The sequence below is a fragment of the Pseudobacter sp. genome, assembly GCF_051955275.1.
Taxonomy (GTDB): Bacteria; Bacteroidota; Bacteroidia; order Chitinophagales; family Chitinophagaceae; genus Pseudobacter.
This window is the reverse complement of record NZ_JBQCGW010000319.1, coordinates 1-22,794: the sequence shown is the minus strand read 5'-3', so window position 1 is coordinate 22,794 and position 22,794 is coordinate 1. Positions and strand designations below refer to the sequence as shown.

The following is a 22,794-nucleotide window of genomic DNA, read 5'->3' as shown; positions in this document are numbered from 1 at the left end:
CGATAATTATTTTAAAGGTGGTGATGAATAGGTGAGTGGTGTAGCACCCGAAGGTAATAAATTATTATGCTTGACCACAGCTGCTCCTCCGGTGTGTGCAACACCTCCCTGGGCAGGGTTGTTCACCGCCTTGGGCACCAGCATCATGCTCTTGGTATCTTCGTGGTGATGCCAGGTATAATCTCCATAGCCCTGGGTAAGATGGTAATTGGCGTCTTCCACCCCGAAAGCTGCTTTGTTGGCTTTGGCAAAGTCCGTGGTATAGTTGCCCTGCATACCCTCTATACGTACTGTTCTGGCGGAAAACTGGTCGAAGTCAGGGAATCCGTGCATATTGAATGGCACATCGTATCCGCTGGTAGTACGATAGGTTCTTCCTGCAAATTCGGAGTTCAGCGGTTTACGGCCATTCACAGTGGGTACATTCACTTCTGATGGCGGATGAGGATCAAACTCATTGTTATCCCTTTTGAAATGGATATCATCTGCTTCTTTGGTGATAACGGTGGTTACCTCATCGGCTGCTTCGTTCACTATTACCCTGGTGGCATCATCTGTGATTGTGGCTCCCGCGGCCAGTGCTTCGTCCATCAGCTTCAGTGCCTTACCGGTTCTTGCCAGGTATTTACCAGCCAGGGAAGTTACTTTCACTACAGCCCACTGACCACCCGTAATGATGATGGGCAAAGCCATCACGGCCATTTCACCACGGCGGTAAGCGCAGATATCCCCAACGCTGCCATCGCCAAACTGATACTGATCGCATTCGGTAAAATAGATCTTCGCCAGGTGGCTGCAGACCTGTTTGATCCTGTCATAAGCTCCATTCAACTGTGAGGTTGCGGCTTCCACGATCTTCTTGAAGATCTGTTCATAATCGATGGTGCCGCTTGTGATCACATCATTCACCATCTGATCCAGGATATTACGTAAGATCGTTACGTTCTGATCCACCAGGTTGCCTGCTCCTTCCGCTATCATCATCAATCCCTGCGTCAGGGCTACCACATCTATACTGCTGACCACTTCGTGCAATGCTCCGATGGCAAATTGAACCACAGGGCCTTTGCCTTTCGCCGCTTCTTCATTGGAAGCACAGTACAGTGCTCCCATTACATAATAGTAGCCAACAGTGAGGTATTCCATTTCTTCTTTGATGGCTTCACTGGCGCTCTGATAACCTGCGCTGCTGTGGAGATCATTGAGTTTGGAATTGATAAAGGAAATGGTGCAGGGGCCTGCTATATTGCCGAGTATCTTCTGAAGGAACTGCCGCACTGCATCGGGCATGTTCACATGGTGATGCAGATTGATCCCACCATATGGCAGGTAGTCATCCCGCTGGCGTCCCATGCCTCTTGCACAATCTTCGGGTTTAAGGGTCTTGCAGTAACGGGTGCCATTGGTTGCAACGGCCTCTACCGTTTTTCCAACGCCACAATCTTCTATCTGTGACTGATCTATCCTGATGCAATAATTAAGGTTATTGACAGGCGCCTGTTTTACGATATCCCTGTTATTGCCATTGATATCCATTTTTTGAGTAACAACAGTGCCATAGGCTGTTGACAGGTGAGCGATATCCTGCTTGATCCTGTCTATACTGATAAACTGGAAGGTGGGCGTGGAACTGACTATTATATTGTTCACTACTGTTGGCAGATGGCCAAGAATGAACTTGTATCCCTGTTTATCTGTCAGGTACTCCAGGTTATTGCCATCAAAATGGTAGGTCTGTATAAAGGCCTGTTGCTCCGGTGTAAAGTGAATGATCTTGCCTGAAGAGAGCAGGAAGCTGTTCTGGCATGGAAGTGCAGATGCGGAAGAACCAGTAGTTGCAGGATTATAGAGTTTCTCTATGAAATCTCCCCCCCAGGTCTGGTACGTGGTGGTGTTATAATCACTGCCATTATTGTAGGTTTCCACGTAAGAGCCCATATTATCTACCAGCCACCATTCGTCATTGCCCCAGTTGTCTGAGTTGAAATAGGGATCATTCCACACGTTCTGATAAGGATCTCCGTTGTCTGATGGCCATTCTGCTCCGAAAGTACCTCCGTCCCCATCATACCCGTAGTCACTTTCTCCCGGTTCCACGCCCGGTCCTTCACCTTCTGATCCTCCTCCGAACATATTGCCGAAAAAGTTGCCAATTGAAGTAGCCACATTGCCAATGGCCTGACCTATGGAGCTGATGCCATTTCCGATGGAGCCGATGGCGCCGCCCAGCCAGCTCCAGAAACCGCCGCCACCGCCTCCATTAGGATCCGGAGGGCAGTCAACACGTTGCTGTGCATGCACTTCAGGGCCGCTCAGCAGGCTGATATTCCCACCCTGGAAACAGAGCGACATATTGAAGAACAATATGAGGGTAATTAATATTTTTCTCATGATTGAAGGTTTGATTGTTGGAAACAGGTTCTATTTCTTGACCACCTGCGTGATCCTGGTATCATTGCCTGCCAGAACACGCATTACGTATATGCCTGCCGGTAACTGCCTTGCATTTACGGGAAAGCGGTAAACGCCTTTCTGCAACAGGCCCTCACGCTTTTCATACACTGCTTTACCATCGGCGGCAATGAGCTGTACGGTCACTTCAGTGGAAGAGCCCAGTTCAAACTCAACTGTCAGCAGATCAGAGAATGGGTTGGGATAACTTTTAAATCCTGTTCTGGGAACCGCATTGCGGGAAACTGCTTTTGCAACGGAGATGTAAACAGGCTTGGCAGGTTCATGCCTGCTCATGGAATAGAGCTGAACATTACCCTGCAGGTAAACCGTATCTCCACGGCGCGCCCAGTTGAGTCCTGCGCCTTCAAAACGATACTGCTCAGGCTTCCGCTTGCTGTAATGATCATACTTGCTGATGGTGGCTCCTGTATTCCGGAAACTGATCCCGTTCCTGCTGAATACACCTGTAAGTTGCGCCCGGATCGAATCGGATTCCGTCCAGCTCAGGATCACTTCGTTATGCTGAATGGCAACATCTATCACCAGAGGTGCTGAACCGATGGCATGATTACCACCCCAGTCATATTTGATCAGGGTGCCTGCGTATCTCCCTTCAGGCAGGTTTGAAGTTGATCGCAGGTCAAGTTTCTGGTAGGAAGGCAATCCCTTTTTACCTCCGAAACTGGTGTGCAGCCGTTCTGCCCTTTGTTTCGCATACACATCACTGTTCTCCGGTTTGGGGGAAGCGAGCTCATTGCGCGCCATCTGGAATTTCTGTGCAGCGGATTTGCCAAGCCAGTATCTGGCGCTGTCTTCACTGGCTGCAACGCCATACCCGTTGCGGAGGCAAAGTCCCAGGAAATACTGGCTCCGTGGCTCCGTACGCGAAGCTCCCTGGCGGAAATACACAACCGCTTTCTTATAATCCTGCTGTACGCCAAGCCCTTTATACAGGTTATAACCCGCCATAAAACTGCTTCTCAGGTGACCTGCTTTGGCTCCGTTTACAAAACACCCGAAGGCCTTCGCGTAATCCTGTCCGCCTTCAACATCATACTGGTAAATAAGGCCCAGATTGTACCAGGCCTCAGGAACTCCGCCACTGATGGCTTTGGTGAACCATTTGATGGCAGCAGCGCGGTCTTTGGGGATACCCAGTCCATCTTTGTAAAAAACGCCTGTAATGTTCATCGCTTTTGCGCTGCCTTTTTGTGCAAGGGCCGTATACAACACCAGGGCTTTGCTCCTGTCTTTCTTTTTACCCAGACCGGTCAGATACTGACGGGCTTCCTTGAGCCCCGCATTGAAGCTGGTGTCAGACGTTGCTTTCTGTGCCTGAACTATCAGGCAGGGAGCGAACAATACTCCTGTTAGCAGCAATTTCAGTTTTGTAGCTACATGCATGGTGAAAGTTTTTTAGTTAGAAATACGAATGGCCGGATGCGGTTGATCACAGGCATAGGAAACCTGTTCCGCGAAAGAATGATAAGTATGCAGGGAGGGGCAGGCAAAGGATGGCCTGTTCTTATCACTCACGGAGAAGAATAATTGAAACGGTACGGATTCAATAAATCAGAAAGGTGCCGACAACCCGGGATGCTTGTCATAAATGCCGATCACAGACTTTGCCAGTTGCTGGATGTCTGTTACCTTTTTACTACTTACTTTTACAGGCATCTTTAAAATGATCCCTGCAGTCTGTAACATGGAAACGGTATCCATTTTTTCAGCGTAAAGCTGCATCAGGCGCAACTTCGGTGTAAAACGATGCGGCTGAAGATGACAGGCCGTTTCATAATAGAACCGGCTGCTGTCGTACCCCGACAATAACTGGTAGCAATAACCTGTTTTGGATAAGAGGTCTGGCTCGCTGCTTCGTTCCAATGCACTCAGGTATAAGCCCAGCGCATCTTCCGGCTGTTGTACTGCCATGTAGAGATCAGCCCGTACTTCATAGAACGAAGGACTTGCATGAAGCTTGAAGTACAGTTCGTTCAGTCGTTCCAGTTTTGCTGCCGGAACTGCATCTGAATCAACGATGAGTGTTTTGTTATAAAAGCCGCTCGTTACCAGCGAAGCCTGCAGGAATAGCAGGAAGGAGAGGAGCAATCCTGTGATTCCTGTCAGTGATCTTATCCACCATTTGGTATATACGGGAGATGGCGCGGATAATACCGCCACCTTTTTTTTCTTTTTTGATAAACTTTGTTCCGGTTGCGGAACCGGTAATACTATGGGGGTAACTGCCGCATACATCAATACCAGCGCCATTGCCGGGACCGCCTGGAATACGAAATTGGTAAGTTGTACCACTAACAATGCGATAATAATGGAAAAGAACACCGCTGAGCCTGGATTCTTCCTGCATGCCTGCCACCATGCCATCAAAAAAAAGATATAGAGCATTATAGCAGGAATGCCTCCTTCCACACCCAGTTCAAGAAAATCATTATAGGCCATATTCACATGATCGTTCACCGGCATCCGTGCAGAAGCTGAGAACAGATTGTATTCTTTCTCAAACATACCGAAGCCGTATCCGGTCAATGGCTTGCCTGCTATCATCTGTAAACTGTTCTTCCAAATGCTTAAGCGGTTCCGGGCTGAAGCTTCTTTTGTGCTGTACAGTACATAAAAGGCTTGCAATACCATCAACAGCCCAATCAACAGCAGTCCTCCTTTCCAGCTGAATCTGAAATTACGGCGAACGGTTTCAAACAGGGAATGGCGGTATTCCGCAAGCCATATGACAACAGCCGCCAGCCAGGCGCTGCGGCATTGCAGCAATGCCGTGGCAAGCATCATCAGGATCAATACAGGCCAGTAAAAAAAATGCTGCATGATAGCGGAAGATGCCTCCTTCAATCTCAAAACCGCAAAGAGCGAAAGAGCAATAAAGATGGCAGTTACATTGGGGTTCACCCAGGTACCCGTGGCAATGAACCATTGTGAAGGAACAGGAAAAAGCCTTGCGGTCTGCAGTAATACGATCACTGATTCCGTTAAAGCCAGGAAAAGGACCACCCTGTATAAAACAATTGCAGGGGAAGTACGCCGTTCAGATACCATCAAGGTTGCCCAGAAGTAGATCACCAGTGACCATAAACCATAGGCGGCCCACAAAAGATGGGTTAAATTGAATTCATGTAACAGGCCGTCGGCCAGCACATATATTACCAGGGATAGAAATAACCAGAGGGGAAGTGGAGGCTTTGGCAGTTTTGTTCGCTTCCGGAATACCAGCGTGAGGAAGAGTATCATGCCGGCAATACAGGTCAGAAGAGAGAAAAGAAAAAGCGATACAAGCGTGGGACTCCCGAATGCATTACCATTCAGCAGCGTTACTGCCAGTGCAGCAACAAGGATAAAAGGTGTTATGAGTTTCAGCATGGTACAAAAGGATAAGGTATAAAAGATAGAACCGGCCGCTTTGAAAAAAACGACAGAACATGCTTCCGTTAGGGTACAGGACCGTTGCTGAAATGGAGTGGAGAGTTGATGAACTATGCGCCGGCTGCGCTGAAGTGTTTCCTAAGCTATGATGAATTTTGAAATAATGCAATAGCGTTGATAACTTTTTTCGGAACACGAAAAAGGCGCTCACTGCAGTGAACGCCTTTTAAAAAGTTTACATCATAAACCTGAACCTAGAAAGTGTACCTGATAGCCAGGCCAACCCAGCTGCCTTCAAAGTAGGAATATCCTGCAATGTTGAATGAAGGCTGCCAGTCGAGGCTCAGGTTGATAGGAGCGTCTGTGAATTTATAATCCAGACCTACCACGCCGTCGATACCAAGCTGAACGCCATGATCGCGGCTGGGATAACGGTCTTTCCAGTCGCTGTTCCAGAAACCAAGGTGCGCACCACCACCGGCATACCATTTCAGGCCGCGGGCATTGTTGATATCACCATGCCACTCATGCAGAACGGTAATACGGGCGCCATACCTCCAGAAAGACAGCAATCCTTCCACTGCTTTATTGTCTTTGTAAAAATGCTTGAGCGTCACCGCTCCGGGATAAAACTTCACACCAAGCGCTGTTTTGTACTCTGACCCCATGGATTGCGCATTTGCCGCAGATCCTGCACCCATTACCAACACCAGTGCTAACACAACCGATAAATTTTTCATACTGTGATTGTTTAATGATGAAAGCTATTCTTAAAAAACTATGCCAAACCTCCCCAAAAAGGGCCTTGGCAGGGATAAATCAATATTTATCAAGGAAATAGTGCCCAAAATGCGGGGGCAAATATAATAGGTTCGTACCATATTTTAAATGTAATTACCTTTGCGCCCACAGGTATGAAAACAAGAACAAGAAAACAGGATAAAGTAAACATCATTACGCTCGGCTGCAGCAAGAATATGGTTGACAGCGAAGTGCTCAGCGGACAGCTTCTTGCAAACGAGATCGATGTGGTGCACGAGAATGCGAAAAAAGACCATAATATCGTGATCGTGAATACCTGTGGCTTCATAGATAAGGCCAAGGAAGAAAGTATCAATACCATCCTGGACCAGGTAGAGCTCAAACGTAAAGGAAAATTAGATAAGGTTTATGTAACAGGTTGCTTAAGTGAAAGATACAAAAATAACCTGGAAACAGAAATTCCCGAAGTGGATGCCTATTTCGGCACCATGGAGCTGCCCCTGATCCTCAAACAGTTTGAAGCAGACTACAAGGCTGAGCTTATCGGTGAACGCCTCCTGGCTACCCCCAAACATTACGCTTATCTCAAGATCTCCGAAGGTTGCAACCGTACCTGCAGTTTCTGCGCCATCCCCCTGATGCGCGGCAAACATGTCAGCCGTACCATCGAACACCTGGTGAAAGAAGCAGAGAAACTCGTGAGCATGGGAGTGAAAGAAGTGATGCTCATTGCACAGGAACTCACTTATTACGGTCTTGATATCTATAAAAAAAGAATGCTTCCCGATCTTCTGCATCGCCTCGCAGATGTAAAAGGACTGGAATGGATCCGCCTCCATTACGCATATCCATCGAAGTTCCCCCTTGAAATCCTCGATGTAATGCGTCAACGCGATAATATCTGTAATTACCTCGATATGCCGCTGCAACATGCCAGCGACAATATGCTCAAGGCCATGAAACGCCAGATCACCAAAGGCGAAATGGATGAACTCATTGCCAGGATCCGCGAAACTGTTCCCGGTATCTGTCTGCGTACCACGCTGATCACCGGTTTCCCCGGCGAAACACGCGAAGATGTGGACACTATCAAGGATTTCCTCCGTCAGCACCGGTTCGACAGGGTAGGGATCTTCACTTACTCGCACGAAGAGAATACTACTGCCTACGATCTTGAAGACACCATCCCTGCAGAAGAGAAGGAAGCACGTGCCCAGGAGATCATGGAAGTGCAGCAGGAGATCAGCTTTGAGAAGAACCAGGAGAAGATCGGACAGACTTTCAAGACCCTGATCGATAAGAAAGAGTCAGGAAGATACCTGGGAAGAACTGAATTCGATTCAGTGGAAGTGGATAATGAAGTGATCATTCAGACTGATAAGAAACTCAGGATCGGAGAGTTTGTGAATGTGAAGATCACGAAGGCGTATGATTATGATCTCGAAGGAGAAATCGTTCCTTAACCGCTCCATGGTTCAATAAATCAGTCTGTAAAGTGATATGATGAACACCGGCTGCAAAACAAACCGCACCGGGAAGTTATCTGTTCAACTTTGAAATGGAAGATGAAACTTTCGCAGGCTTTTTGGATGGCCTCAATAATCATTTACATTTTATATTAAGGAATTCCTTAATTTGCGGCCTGAACCCATCAGTCACCCTTACCTGATAAAGATTTTACGCTTCACTTAATCCTTCACTTTGCCCCTTACCCAGCCGTCGGAAAATTTTCTTTCGTTCCCTTCTTTCGACTGTTTCAGGATTGCATTAACCCACAGATAACGCCAGATTGCGGCAGGCATCGTACATTGCAGGTGCTTATTCTTCTTCATCGCTCAAATTCCTACGTATGGCAGTACCTGATGCATCACTGGAAACCATCGATACTATTTGTAACAATGCATGGAAGGCTTTTCATGAGTTCAGGTTGCTGAGCCTGAAGCAACGTGCCGGTTTTATGAGGGCAATTGCAGCAAAGCTGGATAAGGCGCCGGCCGCGCTTTTGCAGACTGCCATGGAGGAAACACATCTTTCAGAGGCGAGACTGAGGTTGGAGAAAACGCGTACTGTTTTTCAGCTGACCAGTTATGCAGATGCCTGTGAGCGCGGCAACTGGCTGGATGTACGGATCGATACGGCAAAAACGGATCGCAGTCCGGCTACCCCTGATCTCCGGAAGACAATGACGCCGCTGGGACCCGTTGTGGTATTCGGGGCCAGTAATTTCCCCTTCGCTTATTCAACACCGGGAGGTGATACCGCCTGCGCACTGGCAGCCGGCTGCCCCGTCATCGTGAAAGGACATCCTGCACATGCAGCCACCTCACAGATGGTGGCAGACCTCATTCTGGAAGCAGCCAGGGAAACCGGTATGCCGGAACATGTATTTGCGCATGTGCATGGCAGCTCCTTTGAAGTGGGCAAGGCGCTGGTGACACATCCGAGGGTGAAAGCCGTTGGTTTTACCGGCTCTTTTGCAGGCGGTAAACAGTTGTGGGACTGGGCCAATGCAAGACCCGAGCCCATACCTGTGTTCGCAGAAATGGGAAGTGTCAATCCTGTTTTCCTTTTTCCGGAGAAACTGAAACAGTCATCAAAGGAAATTGCAGGTATGTATGTTGAATCGGTAACAACCAGTGTTGGACAGTTCTGTACCAATCCGGGGCTGATCATTGGTGTGGAAGGAAATGAGCTCGACAATTTCATTGAAATGCTGGGCGAGGGGATTGCAGCAACACCTGCCGCACCCATGTTGCATCCGGGCATCGCAAAAGCCTATGCCGAAAAACGGCAAACGGCCTTATCACAGGATAGTGTAACCGAAGTGGCAGAAAGCCGCAACAGCACTGCGCAGGCAGAAGGCATTGCCACTATCGCCACTGCGCCGGGCGCTGCATTTCTCAGCAATTCCGTGCTGCATCAGGAAGTTTTCGGTCCATACTCCATCGTGGTAAGATGCAGGGACCTGGAGGAGATGATGCAGATTGTCACCCGGCTGGAAGGCCAGCTGACAGCCAGTCTGATGGCAACAGAGAATGATGTGCTGCAAAATCCCGCACTGGTGGAAGCAATAAAAAATATTGCAGGAAGATTTGTAATGAATGGTGTGCCAACTGGTGTAACTGTTGCGCTGAGTATGCATCATGGAGGACCTTTCCCTGCTACTACCGACAGCCGCTTTTCCGCTGTGGGCGCGGATGGGATCAAAAGATTAGCACGCCCCGTAAGTTTTCAGAACTGGCCGGACAGCCTGCTGCCGGATGAACTGAAAAATAAAAATATACTGAACATCTGGAGAACGGTGAACGATGAACTCTCAAAAGAATCGCTCTAGTCTACATTTTTTGTATATTGTTGCTATCGTTTATCCCTTCTTACATGAGCCAACAAGTAACAATTGCAGGCGGTGGTGTGATCGGTTTATGCTGCGCCTGGTATCTTCAGAAAAAAGGACTACAGGTAACCGTTATAGACCGTGGTGATATCACTACAGGTACTTCATTTGGTAATGCCGGTTATGTTTCTCCCAGTCATATTCATCCGCTTGCCTCGCCAGGCATTGTGGCGAAAGGCCTCCGCTGGATGCTCAGTTCTACCAGTCCGTTCTATATCAAACCACGGCTGAACCTGGATCTTATCCGCTGGTGCCTTGCCTTCTGGCGCAATGCCAACCATATTACCATGCACCGGAATATTCCGCCACTCTTCCGGTTCCTCATGCTGAGCCGCGAGCTCACCAGTGATATGAAAATGGAGCTTGGCGATCATTTCCGCATGGAAGAAAAAGGCATCTTCATGATGTACAAGAACGCCACCACGGAAAAAAAGGAATATGATCTCGCAAAAGAAGCCAATGAGCTCGGACTGGAAACCATTATCTGCAACGCACAGCAGGTGCAGGATATGGAAACTGAAGTGGAGACCCGGGTTAGGGGAGGAGTGCTCTACCCGATAGATGCACATCTTCATCCCGGCGATTTCATGCGCACCCTCAAAGCACAGCTTGAACAGAACGGCGTAAAATTCCAACTCAATACCAATATTACCGGTTTCGAAAAACGGGGAGATAAAGTAACGGCCGTGATCACGGATAAAGGCAGATTCAGTTGCGATGAACTGGTCTTGTCGCCCGGCTCCTGGCTGCCCATGCTCACAAAACAACTGGGCATCCAACTGCTGATGCAGGCAGGTAAGGGGTATAGCATGACCTTCCCCAATGTGGAGCGCAACCTTCAATACCCTGCCATCCTGGTAGACCATCGTACGGCAATGACCCCGATGGGGGCCGACCTCCGCATGGGCGGCACCATGGAGATCAGCGGTCTTGGTTCTCCTACACTGCTGAAGCGGGCGCAGGCCATCTACAATGCGGCCAAACTCTATTACCCCAGCCTGCCTGTTGAGTTCCCCGCAACCGAAAAAATCTGGCATGGTTACCGTCCACTTACCCCTGACGGACTTCCCTATATCGGCAGGCATAGCCGTTACAGCAACCTGGTGATCGCCTGCGGGCATGCCATGCTTGGCCTCTCACTGGCCGCGGGCACAGGCAAAGCAGTAGAGGAGATCCTCACTCATGCCACGCCCAGTATGGATTACAACGCTTTTAACGTGGAAAGGAAATAGACGGCTGAACAAAATTCACTTAGGCTTTGTTAAATATGGCCAAAGGATTTTTTAAAGATAGGCAAGTCGTACTTTTATGTCCGCTTATGAACTGTAGCACTACACAACTCCCATACAGCAAAACAGGATATTTCTCCAAAGTGGTGATCGATTATTTACAGGAATCACCGGAGTTACGTCCGTTCTACGAACATCTCCCAAACCTCGAAGGTATCAAAGCAGCCATCAGGGAACGGCAGCAGTTCATCCAGGAAAGAAAACTCCTGGCCCAGGCGCTGACCGATCAGTACAGTATTGTACCTGCCTCGGCTAAAGTACAGGACAATATCCAGGCTTTGCAGCAGGATAATACCTTTACTATTACCACCGCACATCAACCGGCCATCTTTACCGGTCATTTATATTTCATTTACAAGATCGTTCATACCATCAGGCTGGCTGACCAACTCAAAAAGGAACTGCCTGAATATAATTTCGTACCTGTCTTCTGGATGGGCAGCGAAGATGCCGATCTCGATGAACTGGGCAATGTATGGCTCAGTGGCGACAAACTTGTCTGGAACACCCGCCAGACGGGGGCTGTAGGCCGCATGAATACCAAAGGGCTCGACCAGCTCATTCACCGCATTGCCGGTGAGCTCTCGGTGCTACCGCATGGCGAAGAGCTTATCACTATGCTCAAAGACGCTTATCTCAACAGCGAAAATATTCAGACCGCCACTTTCAAACTCATTCACCAGCTCTTTGCTGAGTACGGCCTGATCACCATCATTCCCGACACTGCAAAAGTGAAAAAGCTGATGGTGGCTGTGTTTGAAGACGATCTCTTCCACCAGACACCCGGCAGCATCGTTGAAAAAACGATCGCCCGTCTCGGCGAACATTACAAGGTGCAGGCCAATCCCCGTGCCGTAAATCTTTTTTATCTCAAAGACGGCATCCGTGAGCTCATTGAACTGAAGAACGATGTTTATGAAGTGCGCAACACCGGCATCCGTTTCACCAAAGAGGAGATAGCTGTTGAACTGAACAATCATCCTGATCGCTTCAGTCCGAACGTGATCCTCCGCGGCCTCTTTCAGGAGACCCTGCTTCCCAATATCGCCTTTATTGGCGGTGGCGGTGAAACCAGCTACTGGCTTGAGCTCCGCGATCTCTTCCATCATTACAAAGTGCCTTACCCCGTTCTGGTAGTCCGCAATTCCTTCCTGGTAGTTGAAAAAAAATGGGAAGAAAAAGTAGAAAGAATGGACCTGCAGATCGCTGACTTCTTCCAGAAGGAGCAGCAGTTGCTCACGCATCTGGTTACGCGCCAGGCCAATGGTCATCTAAAGCTCACCCAGGAATTACAGGCCACTTCACAACTCTATGACACTATCCGGGAGAAGGCCACTCAGATCGACTCGTCTCTCATCGCCCATATCGAAGCCCTCAAAGTCCGTACTGTAAAGCCTTTGCAGGAGCTTGAAAAGAAAATGATCCGTGCTGAAAAGAAGAAGTACGCATCCGAGCAACAGCAGATTCGGCAGATCCGTGAAGCATTGTTTCCCACGGGCGGCCTGCAGGAACGCGTGGAGAACTTCATGCCGTATTATGCGAAGTATGGAAAGGAATTCATTGACTGTATTTATAAGAGCAGTCTTGCGCTTGAGCAGGAATTCGTCATCATTCGCCCCAAAGATTAGGTTCGCTCCAGGGTTTAACAAATCCGTCTGCAAAACATACCCACACCTTTTAGGGGTACTATTGAGATTTTGTGGGGAGTGTTGGGGGGGAGTGCAACGCCTGGCTGGGGATCGTATGTTTTGAAAGACTGATTTGTCAAACCCTTCCGCTATGGCTCCGAGGGTGCATCAGTCAATATTGGGTGAAATACAGGGAATGCAGTTTTGAATTATTGCTAATTATTGGGATCATTATTGGGATCGATGAGTTCGCTGAACTCATATCCATCTTCTCTTTTTTGATATCTGGAATAGCGGAGCGTAAGGTTTCCATGCTCATCATAGCTGCGTACTTCCATGGCATTGTGGATCTCCGGTGATACGCCGGGAGCAGCTGCATGAACATTCACTCCAATCAGAGCGGCTTTATACTGACCTGCTTTCAGACCGGACAGCACAAGTGCTTCCAATTCCTTGAGCACTTCATCGGCTGCAGGAAATTCATCTTTGGTAAAGAAGCTGATATTGCGGATCTGTTGATGCCCATCCGCATACAATGCAAAAGGATAGAACTCTCCCGACTCTTCCAGGAAATAAGCGGCCTGTCTGATCAGGTCATCAATCATTCGTTGCACCAGTATTACTTTTGATAATGCCATAAACGTTTTTATTTACTGCACGTTCAGTGTACCCATAGTGGAAGGGTTTGACAAATCATTCCTTCAAAAGTTACGCCAGTACTGCTTTTGATACTGCCATAAGGTGATTTTCTGCTGCACCTCCAGTGTGTCCATCAGCGGAAGGGTTTGACAAATCGGTCCTTCAAAACATACGATCCTACAACCCGGTATAGCACCACAGCCCTAACACACCCCACAGAATCTCAATAGTACCCCTAAAAGGTGTGGGTATGTTTTGCAGACGGATTTGGTAAACCCTGAAGCGGGTTCACCATTTTAAACGAACCTTAAAAAGATAGCTTTTCCCGGTATCATTATCCGCCACGAGGTGAAGCTTCAACCGATTTGATTTCTCTGACTGTATACAAGCGGATTCTATCTTGAATCCTTTGAACAGCTCATGCACATCGCCCAGATTGATCAGTTCATTCACTTTAAGGCTTTTCCGGCCGATCTTCCTGGAAGCATTTTCGATGATCCCAAGGTAGCTGTCGCCGATAGAGCCATCGTCAACGGCATTATCAGTCTGCTCAGTGGAGGCTGTGAAGATGAGGGTGTCGTTGAGGATGGAGTAGGAGAGCCCGGAGATACCGATACCTTTCTTGTCTTTCACCGGCAGTTCGAGGTCCACGATGGAGATCTCTGCCTGCGCCTGGTGTTTCCAGAAGGCATTGCGGGTGATGATGAGTTGGTTTACGGGGTTCTTGCGGTTGCCGCGGTTACCCAGGATGATATGGTCTTCTACCAGGGCGGCCGCTTCGATATTCATATTTTTTACACCGGTTTTGGCGATGCGGTTGTAAAAAGAAGTAAGGTCAAATTCGTCTTTAAGGTAGCTGTCGAGGTTGAAAAGGATGGCTTTGTTACGGTTCTTTTCCAGGGAGCCGGAGCCGAGAACGAGGAGGCGGGGGATCCGGTTGATGGTAACGATGGTAGTGGCTTCCAGATCTGACTTCACAGCTTTGGGTACACGGGGCTCCGTACCCGCTATGAGGGGTACGCGTTCCAGCTCTTTCCATCTTTTGTTCAGTACCAGTACTTCTCTTGAATCATCTCCCACGAGAAATACCTTATCGTCATAAAACTCAATACCAGATCCTGAAGGAAATGATGGAACTTCCTTGTAATCGAACAGTTTAATTTTCATACTTCACCTGTTAGTCGAAGCTGTTATTCCAGCCTTCCGATTTTAGCTTATCTACCTTATGTAAAACTTCGGTTTCCAGTTGTTGTTTGTAGGCGGCTACTTTTTCACCCAGGGCTGCATCAAAGGCGCCGAGGATAGTGGCGGCCAGAATGCCAGCATTTTTGGCGGCATTGAGCGCTACCGTTGCCACGGGGATGCCATTGGGCATTTGAAGGATCGACAACACAGAGTCCCACCCATCAATGGAATTGGACGATTTGATGGGAACACCAATCACGGGCAGAGGGGTGATGCTGGCAACCATTCCGGGCAAATGGGCAGCGCCACCAGCTCCGGCAATGATCACTTTCAATCCTCTCTCTTTTGCTTCTGCTGCATATTTTACCATGCGCATCGGCGTCCGGTGGGCTGATACAACAGTCAGTTCAAAGGATATGCCAAAGCCTTTCAGCACATCCGCAGCTGCCTGCATAATATTCAGATCACTGTCACTTCCCATAATAATTCCTACCTGCGGACTCATGTATCTTGCGGTTTGAACCGCAAAGAAAAGAAAAATAATCGTGGCAGAACAGAAGAAATAAATTTAATATACCAGACTCCCCTTGAGCCTGAGCAATTCGGTTTCTGCCAGTTTGGTATTGTACCTGGCGGCAATTAGCCTGTTGTAACTGAGTTCCAGGCTTTGTTGCGCGTCCCGGAGTTCCAGCCAGGTGCTCACGCCCTGCCTGAATCTTTCCAGGGCAATGAATACATTTTCCTTGGCCAGCGTGATATTGTCTTCCTCCAGCTGCAATAATTGCTTTTGCAGTTCATAATCCTTGAATGCATTGCTGAGGCCTACATCCACTTTGGTCAGTTCATTGTCGTACACCAGTTGCTGGTACTGTACATCCAGCTGTGCCTGTTTTACCAGGCGGCGGGTATTGAACCCGTTCAGGATGGGTACATTCAGACCGAAACCGTAGTTGAACCCCTTGTTCTGGTTGAAGAGCGGGGTGAAGGTATTGATCACCGTGGTATTACGGGTCTGCGAGAAGTTATAGGCAGAATTGAAATTGAGGATGGGCAGAAAATCCGCTTTCCTTTCTTTCACCGTGAGTTGAGCAATGTCAATATTCTTTTTGGCAAAGAGAAGGCCGGGATTGTTTTTTTCCAGTTCATTGCGGAGATCGCCGTACTGGAGTGCCGTATTGATAGGGATACTGTCATTCACCTCATAAACCGAACCTGTTCTGAAGCCGATCAGCTGATTGAGATTATCCCTGAGTTGAGCGATGAGGGTTCGTTGTTGCAGCTGCTGCGCCTTCTGGGCGTTCAGATCAACACGGGCCTGCAATAGCTCGGGTTTGCTGCCCAGGCCAACGGAAAGTTTCCGGTCGGCCAGTTTCACCCTTTCTTCGTTGATGGAGATCTGCTCTTCGATGGCCTTGAGCTGTTGTTTCTGGCGAACGATATCGAAGTAACCGTTCACTACCGAGGCCACTGTGTTCACCACCTGGTTCTTAACGCCCAGGGAGCCGAGGCGTTCAAATTCTTCCAGTTTGTCGCGCGTTACAAACATCTTCAGACCATCGAACAATGTCCACTGCAGGTTCACGGACGCCTGCAGGTTATTGCTGCGGATGCCGTTGGCAGAGGGTTTATTGCCGTTCTGGAGTTCCTGTTTCTGCGAATTGTTATTCCACACTTTGGTGGCGGTGGCATTGAGGCGTGGCAGGAAAGCCGCATAGGCATAGTCGTTATCCAGCGCATACGAGGCAGAGTCATTCCTGCTCATGCGGATATCATAATTGTTTCTCAGTGCCAGTGCGATGGCGTCCTGCAGGCTCATGACGTCCTGCGCCTGACTGACCGTTACAGCAAAGAGGGATATAATAAAACAAAGAGATCTCATAGTTGAATTCGTTTATGCATGTGTTGCATCCTGATGAGGTACAGTCTCATTGGGCTGGCCATCGTTGTTGTTTTCTTCAGCTCGCTCCATGGCACTTTTCTGTTTTTTAGCCACCATGAAAGTGTACATCGCCGGGATCACATACAGGGTCAGCACCAGGGAGAACATGATACCGCCCACGATCACGATTCCCAGTGGAATACGGCTGGTGGCGGCAGCGCCAAGACTGAGGGCAATCGGCAATGCGCCTAATGACATGGCCAGACTGGTCATCAGGATCGGCCGGAGCCTCGCCTGTGCGGCTTCCGTAACAGCTTCGCGTTTATTCAGACCGGTGAGCTGTTTCTGGTTGGCAAACTCCACAATGAGGATACCGTTCTTGGTAACCAGACCGATCAGCATGATCATACCGATCTGCGAGAAGATATTCAGGGTCTGGTCGAAGATCCAGAGACTGAGCACCGCGCCCGCAATGGCCAGGGGAACAGTGAACATGATCACCAGCGGATCGATGAAGCTCTCGAACTGTGCGGCCAGTACCAGGAAGATCAGCACCAGCGCCAGGATAAAGGCAAAGCTGGTGTTTCCGGAACTTTCGGCAAAGTCACGCGAGGGACCGGACAATGAAGTGGCAAAGGACTCATCCAGCAATTTCTTTGCAACCTCTTCCATCACTTTGATACCGTCTCCCAGGGTTTTACCGGGTGCAGTTCCTGCAGAAATGGTAGCCGATTTATAGCGGTTGAAATGGTAGAGGGTAGGAGGCGTGGTCTCTTCCCGGATACTTACCAGGTTGTCCATGGAAATGATCTCGCCCCTGTTATTACGTACGTAAATATTCTTGAGATCGGTGGGATCATCGCGGTCGCTCCGCGCTACCTGCCCGATCACCTGGTACTGTTTGCCTTCGCGGTAGAAATAGCCGAGGCGCAGGTTACTCAGTGCCAGTTGCAATGTCTGAGAAACATCGGCGATGCTCACACCCAGCTGGCTGGCCTTTATCCTGTCAACATCGATCTGTAATTCCGGTTTATTGAATTTCAGGTCTGCATCCACGTTAGTAAGCACATTGCTCTTCTGCACTTCTTCCAGGAATTTGGGAAGCACGGCCTTGATCTTCTCGAAATCATTGTTCTGTATTACGAACTGCACAGGCTGACCTGCACGGCGGTTCACGGAGATGGTCTGTTCCTGGATGGCGAAGGCGCGGCCTTCGGAGATCTTTCCGAGATTCCGGTTCACCATGGCCACGATATCATCCTGCGAGCGGGTCCGCTCTTTGGGATCTGTGAGCGTTACACGCACGGTGCCGCTGTTCACGGAACCTGCGCCACTGAAGCCGGGGGCCGTGATGGTGAGCACGATCTTCTTTTCCGGCACACTGTCGATCATCAGCTGCCCGATCTCATCCACGTAGCGGTCCATATAATCAAAGCTGGTGCCTTCCGGAGCGGTGAGCGAGAGTCTGAATTGGCTGCGGTCTTCCAGCGGAGCCAGCTCCGACTGCAATCCACGTCCGATAAAGAAGATGATGCCAAAACAAACCAGCACGATCACCAGGGCGATCCATCTAACTTTAAGGAAGCCCCTGAGAGAATTGAAATAGCCGCGCTCCATCTTTTCGAAGAAAGGTTCGGTAACGCGGTAGAACCATCCGTGCTTATGTACATTTCGTGTGAGCTTAACGTTGAGTACCGGTGTCAGCGTGAGCGAAACGAGTGCGGAGATCAATACAGCACCGGCCACTACGATACCGAACTCGCGGAAAAGGCGGCCAACGAACCCTTCCAGGAAGATGATAGGAAGGAAGATCACCGCCAGCGTGATACTGGTGGAGATAACAGCGAAGTAGATCTCTTTGGAACCTTCTTTGGCAGCACGGTATTTATCCATGCCCTGTTCCATTTTTTTGAAGATATTTTCCGTTACCACGATGCCATCGTCCACCACCAGACCAGTTGCCAGTACGATACCCAGCAGTGAGAGTACGTTGATGGTAAACCCGCTGACATACATGATGAAGAAAGCGCCGATCAGGGCCACAGGGATATCGATCAGCGGCCGGATGGCGATCAGCCAGCTGCGGAAGAAGAGGTAGATGATCAGTACCACCAGGATGAGGGCGATGATCAGGGTCTCTTCCACTTCGGAGATCGACTGCTTAATGAACCTGGTCTGGTCCATCGCAATGTTGAGCGTGATATCCGATGGAACTTCTTTATGTAACTGTTCGTAGCGTTTGTAGAATTCATTGGAGATGGCCACATAGTTGGAGCCGGGCTGCGGCACCAGTGCCAGTGCGATCATGGGCACGCCGCTCTCTTTCAGGATGGTCTCTTCGTTCTCAGGGCCCAGTACGGCTTCCGCCACATCTTTCAGGCGGATATCATTCCCACCTACATTCTTTACTATTACATTATTGAAATCCTCTTCGGTGAAGAGACGTCCGAAAGTGCGGATGGAAAGCTCTGTGGCATTTCCGGCAATCTTACCCGAAGGCAGTTCCACATTCTCGCGGGCCAGGGCCTGCTGAACATCCGTAGGTGTGAGGCCGTAGGCGCTCAGTTTGGCAGGGTTGAACCAGATGCGCATCGCCCATCTTTTCTCTCCCCATACCTGGATGGAGCTCACACCGGGAATGGTCTGCAATCTTTCCACCAGTACGTTATTGGCATATTCGGTAACCTGCAACTGGTTGCGGGTATTGCTTTGTACGGTCATGGAGATGATGGCATCGGAGCTGGCGTCAGCCTTGGATACCACCGGAGGAGCGGGAAGGTCATCCGGCAGTGAGCGGGATGCCTGCGATACTTTATCACGTACATCATTAGCCGCAGCTTCCAGGTCGATGCTGAGATCGAACTCCACGTTGATACGGCTGGTGCCCTGGCTGCTGGTACTGGTGATATTCTTTACACCGGCAATACCGTTGATGGCTTTTTCCAGTGGTTCGGTGATCTGCGATTCCACGATCTCCGCATTGGCGCCGGGATACGAAGTGCTCACACTCACGTTGGGCGGATCGATGGCCGGATAATCCCGGATGCCCAGGAAGGTGAAGCCGATGATACCGAACAACACGATCATCACGTTCAGTACCGTTGCCAGTACCGGCCTGCGTAAACTCAGTTCAGAGATATTCATAACCGGTTATTATTGAACTTTCGATAATTTGATTTTGCTGTTGGCACGGATGGAGAGCAGGGCAGTGGTCACAACGGTATCTCCCTTCTTCAATCCTTCAGTGATCTGAACGAAAGAGGAGTCGCGGATCCCCGTGGTTACTTCCTGGAACTGCGCAACACCACCCCTGTACAGGATCACACGCTTGTTGCGTGCCTGCGGGATAACGGCTTGTGTGGGAACGATCAGGGCTTCGTCATTTTCTCCCAGTTGCAGGGATACTTTGGCGAATGCACCAGGTACCAGCAGGGCATGATTGCCTTTGATGACTGTTCTCACTTTGAGCGTACGTGTATTGGACTCGATCACGGATTCCGTGGCCAGGATACTGGCGCTGAAAGTCTGGTTGGTGCCGGCCACCGTGAAAGTAACATTGCGGCCTTTGCGCATTTCATCGCTGTACTTTTCCGGGACGGAGAATTCCATTTTCAATTGTCCAACCTGACTGATGGTTGAAATGAGCGTGGTGGGGGTGATATAGGCGCCAAGACTGATCTGGCGCAGGCCCATGCGGCCATTGAAAGGGGCGCGGATCTCGGTCTTTGCAATATTGACCTTTACCAGGTCGATATCCGCACGGAGATTATTGGCATCCAGTTCGCTGAGATCGTATTCCTGCTGGCTCACGCCATTGATCTTGAGCAGGGCTTTGTAACGCTCTGCGGTTTTCTCTGAGATCTGCAGCTGTACCTGTAATTTTTTGAGTTGAGCCTGCAAGTCGCCATCGAACAATTTCACCAGCAGGGTTCCTTTCTGAACATTGCTGCCTTCATTGATATTCAGTTGAACAACGCGGCCGGAAATTTCCGGCCTGATTTCTGTTTGTTCGTATGGCAGGATATTTCCCGGTATTTCCAGGTTCTCACTGAGGGAGGTGGTCCTTACGATAAATGCATCTGCCTGGAGACTTACGTTTCCGCGTGCAGGCGCCGCAGGTTTTTCTTCTTTCTTCTTGTCTTTGCAGGCAATAATCACGCTACTGAGTAGTAATCCTGTTGCTATCCAGCGTAAACCTTTCATTTGTATCAGGGAATGTAGTTTATAAATTACGGGCTGCTAAAAATACTCAATTCAATGTAGCAGACTGTAAAAAGGTTATGAACGGCGGCAGGATATGTAGCTAGGACACTACTTTTAATATGTTTTTAATGCGGTGTGCCTTGAAACTCAGGTCCTGCCTGTCTTTTGAGACGATTGTAACATGTCCCATCTTGCGGCCAGGCTTCGTTTCTTTTTTTCCATAGATATGCACGAATACATTTTCCATTTTCAGTACTTCATCCAGTCCTTCGTAAACGGCGGGACCGCTGAATCCTTCTGCGCCTACCAGGTTCACGATGGCGCCGGGGAGGATATGATCCGCATTACCGAGCGGGTAATCCAGGATCACGCGCCAGAGCATATCGAACTGTGAACTGTAATTGGCTTCGATAGTATGATGCCCACTGTTATGCACACGTGGAGCGGTTTCGTTCACCAGCACATCTCCTTTTTTATCGATGAACATTTCCACTGCGTAGATGCCGGGACTTTTCAGTCCTTTTACCACGGCCAGTGCAATGGCTTCAATTTTCCAGAGTGTCTGCTGTGGAATTTCGGCTGGACTGATCTGGTAATCCAGCAGGTTGAGCACGGGATCCATCACCATATCAACGGCTGGATAGAGTGCGGTCTCACCTTTGGCATTGATGGCCACTATCTGTGCGATCTCTTTTTGGATGGGGACCATTTTTTCCAGTACGCCGGGGGCGTCGAATCCTTTGTGGAGATCGCTGGCATTTTCAATTACCTGAACACCTTTACCGTCATAACCACCCTGTGCGATTTTGTGAACGGCTGGCAGAAAGGTGCTATGACCTTTGAGCCCTTCCAGGTTCTGGGTAATTAAAAATTCCGGGCTGGGGATCTGCAGGTTTTTATAATACTGTTTCTGAACGATCTTGTTTTTGATGATGCGGAGGGCCGAAGGGCGGGGATAGACTTTCACACCTTTTTGTTCCAGGGCATCCAGGGCATCCTCGTTCACGGATTCAATTTCGATGGTGATGGCATCGAGATCCTTACCGAAATTGAACACATCATCATAATTCCTGATATCACCTTTTGTAAAATGATGACAGAGATGGGCTGCCGGGCATTCCGGATCGTTTTCCATCACAAATGTTTCAACCGGATAATTTGCTGCGGCTTGCAATAACATTCTTCCTAACTGACCGCCGCCCAGGATACCTACTTTTAACATCAAATTGTTGTTGGTTATGGCGCCAAAGATAATCCTATATCTTTGCGGTCAAACAGAAAAATATGAACGGCTCCATTGCATTGACGCCCCAGGCACAGACGATCAACGAGGTTATACAGCAGCGCAGAAGTGTGTTCACTTCCCAGTTCGAGCCCGGCAAGGTTATCCCGGACGAAATCATCCTTCAGGTACTCAATAACGCCAATATGGCGCCTAACCATAAACTGACTGAGCCCTGGCGCTTCAATATATATAGTGGCAATGGCCTTCAGACCCTGGCCGACCAGCAGGCTGCTATTTACAAGGCGCATGCCGGTCCCAGGTTCAAACAGGGTAAATACGATTCCCTGCTCATCACGCCCATGCTTTGTTCCCACGTAATATCCATTGGCATGAAGCGCCACGCGGATATTCCTGAAATTGAGGAGATCGCCGCAGTTGCCTGTGCAGTGCAGAATATCTACCTGACGGCTACGGCTTATGGCATCGGCGGTTACTGGAGTACGGGTGGTATCACGTTTTTTGAACAGGCCAAAGCCATGGTTGGACTGGAAGCGGATGATAAGCTGATGGGCTTCTTTTACCTGGGGTATGTACGCGTTCCTTCTGCTCCCCGCACTCCCAAGCCAATAGAAGAGAAGATCACCTGGATCAAAGAGTAATTAATAGTTCCGCAGCGCCCAATTCTGGCTTTCTCCTGAGTTGTCGGCACATCTAGCCAATTCGTCGCATCCCCTCCGGTAACT

At 49.2% G+C, this 22,794-nt stretch carries 16 protein-coding genes; 5 read left to right on the top strand and 11 right to left on the bottom strand.

What is annotated here, in order from left to right; genetic code table 11:
- Positions 1 to 6 precede the first annotated feature (6 nt).
- The 4 genes from ACTHMC_RS28405 to ACTHMC_RS28390 all read right to left on the bottom strand — a co-directional run bounded on the left by ACTHMC_RS28405 (position 7) and on the right by ACTHMC_RS28390 (position 6,587).
- Positions 7 to 2,391 (bottom strand): HNH endonuclease, encoded by a 2,385-nt coding sequence (locus ACTHMC_RS28405; protein WP_440418461.1) that lies wholly within the window; start codon positions 2,389 to 2,391, stop codon positions 7 to 9.
- A gap of 30 nt (positions 2,392 to 2,421) precedes the next feature.
- A complete protein-coding gene (locus tag ACTHMC_RS28400; RefSeq protein WP_440418460.1) occupies positions 2,422 to 3,858 on the bottom strand; it encodes a T9SS type A sorting domain-containing protein in 1,437 nt (478 codons plus the stop codon).
- A 168-nt stretch (positions 3,859 to 4,026) separates the two neighbouring features.
- Positions 4,027 to 5,844 carry an O-antigen ligase family protein gene (locus tag ACTHMC_RS28395; protein ID WP_440418459.1) on the bottom strand — a complete coding sequence of 606 codons (1,818 nt, stop codon included), beginning with the start codon at positions 5,842 to 5,844 and terminating at the stop codon, positions 4,027 to 4,029.
- A 257-nt stretch (positions 5,845 to 6,101) separates the two neighbouring features.
- Positions 6,102 to 6,587 (bottom strand): hypothetical protein, encoded by a 486-nt coding sequence (locus ACTHMC_RS28390; RefSeq protein WP_440418458.1) that lies wholly within the window; start codon positions 6,585 to 6,587, stop codon positions 6,102 to 6,104.
- Between the two features lie 174 nt (positions 6,588 to 6,761).
- Here ACTHMC_RS28390 and rimO point away from each other — a divergent pair, with 174 nt between their 5' ends.
- The 4 genes from rimO (at position 6,762) to bshC (ending at position 12,920) form a co-directional block, all read left to right on the top strand.
- Positions 6,762 to 8,072, top strand: a complete 1,311-nt coding sequence (gene rimO, locus ACTHMC_RS28385; protein ID WP_440418457.1) for a 30S ribosomal protein S12 methylthiotransferase RimO — start codon at positions 6,762 to 6,764, stop codon at positions 8,070 to 8,072.
- A gap of 386 nt (positions 8,073 to 8,458) precedes the next feature.
- Complete coding sequence (locus ACTHMC_RS28380; protein WP_440418456.1) at positions 8,459 to 9,943, top strand: aldehyde dehydrogenase (NADP(+)); 1,485 nt, start codon at positions 8,459 to 8,461, stop codon at positions 9,941 to 9,943.
- 44 nt (positions 9,944 to 9,987) lie between these two features.
- Entirely contained in the window at positions 9,988 to 11,235 is a 1,248-nt protein-coding gene (locus tag ACTHMC_RS28375; RefSeq protein WP_440418455.1) for an NAD(P)/FAD-dependent oxidoreductase, read from the top strand.
- A gap of 86 nt (positions 11,236 to 11,321) precedes the next feature.
- Entirely contained in the window at positions 11,322 to 12,920 is a 1,599-nt protein-coding gene (gene bshC, locus ACTHMC_RS28370) for a bacillithiol biosynthesis cysteine-adding enzyme BshC (protein ID WP_440418454.1), read from the top strand.
- A 215-nt stretch (positions 12,921 to 13,135) separates the two neighbouring features.
- On the opposite strand, the gene ACTHMC_RS28365 is transcribed toward bshC, so the two are convergent.
- The 7 genes from ACTHMC_RS28365 to ACTHMC_RS28335 form a co-directional block, all read right to left on the bottom strand.
- Positions 13,136 to 13,558, bottom strand: coding sequence for a hypothetical protein (locus tag ACTHMC_RS28365; protein WP_440418453.1), 423 nt, complete (start codon positions 13,556 to 13,558; stop codon positions 13,136 to 13,138).
- A 289-nt stretch (positions 13,559 to 13,847) separates the two neighbouring features.
- The gene (locus tag ACTHMC_RS28360) at positions 13,848 to 14,726 is read right to left on the bottom strand and encodes a DUF6929 family protein (protein WP_440418452.1); all 879 of its coding nucleotides are present in this window, start codon (positions 14,724 to 14,726) and stop codon (positions 13,848 to 13,850) included.
- A gap of 10 nt (positions 14,727 to 14,736) precedes the next feature.
- Complete coding sequence (purE, locus tag ACTHMC_RS28355) at positions 14,737 to 15,249, bottom strand: 5-(carboxyamino)imidazole ribonucleotide mutase (RefSeq protein ID WP_440418451.1); 513 nt, start codon at positions 15,247 to 15,249, stop codon at positions 14,737 to 14,739.
- A 63-nt stretch (positions 15,250 to 15,312) separates the two neighbouring features.
- On the bottom strand, positions 15,313 to 16,623 hold the full coding sequence (locus ACTHMC_RS28350) for a TolC family protein (RefSeq protein ID WP_440418450.1): 1,311 nt from the start codon (positions 16,621 to 16,623) through the stop codon (positions 15,313 to 15,315).
- 12 nt (positions 16,624 to 16,635) lie between these two features.
- A complete protein-coding gene (locus tag ACTHMC_RS28345; protein WP_440418449.1) occupies positions 16,636 to 19,767 on the bottom strand; it encodes an efflux RND transporter permease subunit in 3,132 nt (1,043 codons plus the stop codon).
- 9 nt (positions 19,768 to 19,776) lie between these two features.
- A complete protein-coding gene (locus ACTHMC_RS28340) occupies positions 19,777 to 20,826 on the bottom strand; it encodes an efflux RND transporter periplasmic adaptor subunit (protein ID WP_440418448.1) in 1,050 nt (349 codons plus the stop codon).
- Positions 20,827 to 20,926: 100 nt separating this feature from the next.
- The gene (locus ACTHMC_RS28335) at positions 20,927 to 22,048 is read right to left on the bottom strand and encodes a 5-(carboxyamino)imidazole ribonucleotide synthase (protein ID WP_440418447.1); all 1,122 of its coding nucleotides are present in this window, start codon (positions 22,046 to 22,048) and stop codon (positions 20,927 to 20,929) included.
- Between the two features lie 62 nt (positions 22,049 to 22,110).
- Between ACTHMC_RS28335 and ACTHMC_RS28330 the strand changes: the two genes are divergently transcribed.
- Positions 22,111 to 22,710, top strand: a complete 600-nt coding sequence (locus ACTHMC_RS28330; protein WP_440418446.1) for a nitroreductase family protein — start codon at positions 22,111 to 22,113, stop codon at positions 22,708 to 22,710.
- Positions 22,711 to 22,794: the final 84 nt, after the last annotated feature.